Annotated in this window: 2 protein-coding genes and 1 rRNA gene; all 3 read right to left on the bottom strand. The window is 71.2% G+C overall.

From position 1 onward, the window contains the following. Positions 1 to 427, bottom strand: a 427-nt coding sequence (locus AB0G04_RS44230; RefSeq protein ID WP_360996775.1) for a hypothetical protein, incomplete at its 3' end; no start/stop codon positions are given. A 36-nt stretch (positions 428 to 463) separates the two neighbouring features. Beyond that, positions 464 to 691 carry a hypothetical protein gene (locus tag AB0G04_RS44225; RefSeq protein ID WP_360996773.1) on the bottom strand — a complete coding sequence of 76 codons (228 nt, stop codon included), beginning with the start codon at positions 689 to 691 and terminating at the stop codon, positions 464 to 466. Between the two features lie 279 nt (positions 692 to 970). Continuing rightward, positions 971 to 1,064: ribosomal RNA gene (gene rrf / locus AB0G04_RS44220) — 5S ribosomal RNA — on the bottom strand; the annotation flags it as partial.

Genomic DNA, 1,064 nt, shown 5'->3' with positions numbered 1-1,064 from the left:
GGCCGACGGTCGCCGCCACCCTGATAGCCCGGACGGTCGCCGCTCGGACGACGGTCGCCGCCACCCTGGTAACCCGGACGGTCCCCACCACGGAATCCACCGCGGTCACCGCCACCCTGATAACCGGGACGGTCACCACCACGGAACCCGCCGCGGTCGCCACCGCCCTGGTAACCGGGACGGTCACCGCTGGGCCGACGGTCGCCGCCACCCTGATAGCCCGGACGGTCACCGCTAGGCCGGCGGTCGCCGCCACCCTGGTAGCCACCGCGGTCACGGTCGCCACCACGGAATCCGCCACGGTCGCCACCGCCCTGGTAACCCGGACGGTCGCCACTGGGCCGACGGTCGCCGCCACCCTGGTAACCCGGACGGTCACCGCTCGGACGACGGTCGCCGCCACCCTGGTAACCCGGACGGTCGCCACTGGGCCGACGGTCGCCGCCCTGGTAGCCGCCACGCTCTACGCCGCGGTCGGAGCCACGGAAGCCGGGACGGTCGCCACCGGAACGGCCACGATCGTCACTGCGGAACCCGCCGCGATCGCCACCGCCCTGGTAGCCGCCACGGTCACGGTCACCGCCACGGAATCCACCGCGGTCACCGCCACCCTGATAGCCGCCACGATCGCGGTCGCCACCACGGGGGCCGCCACGGTCACGGTCGCCACCACGGAATCCACCGCGGTCACCGCCACCCTGGTAGCCAGGCCGGTCCTGCCGGCGCCCGTCGCCACCTCCGTCGCGACCGCCTCCGGAACGGCTCTCGCCGTCGCGGTTGCTGGAGCCGCCGTCTTGCGGTCCTGTAGTCACGGATCATTCCTTCCAGTACGGCGGCGGGCTACTGAGGCCCGAGTGGCCCTGCTCCGACACACGCTGTTCTCGATACACAAAGTTACTAGGGCATCTGCCCATAAACGCAGTCGAGGGCCGACCCCGAAGTTGGGGCGGCCCTCGACCGATCAAGTTTAGTCCGGCGGCGTCCTACTCTCCCACACCCTCCCGAGTGCAGTACCATCGGCGCTGGAGGGCTTAGCTACCGGGTTCGGAATGTAACCGGGCGTT

Origin of the sequence: Actinoplanes sp. NPDC023801 (assembly GCF_040639655.1) — a bacterium.
Taxonomy (GTDB): Bacteria; Actinomycetota; Actinomycetes; order Mycobacteriales; family Micromonosporaceae; genus Actinoplanes.
Note: the sequence above shows the minus strand (reverse complement) of the source record. Positions and strands in the feature narration are given on the sequence as shown.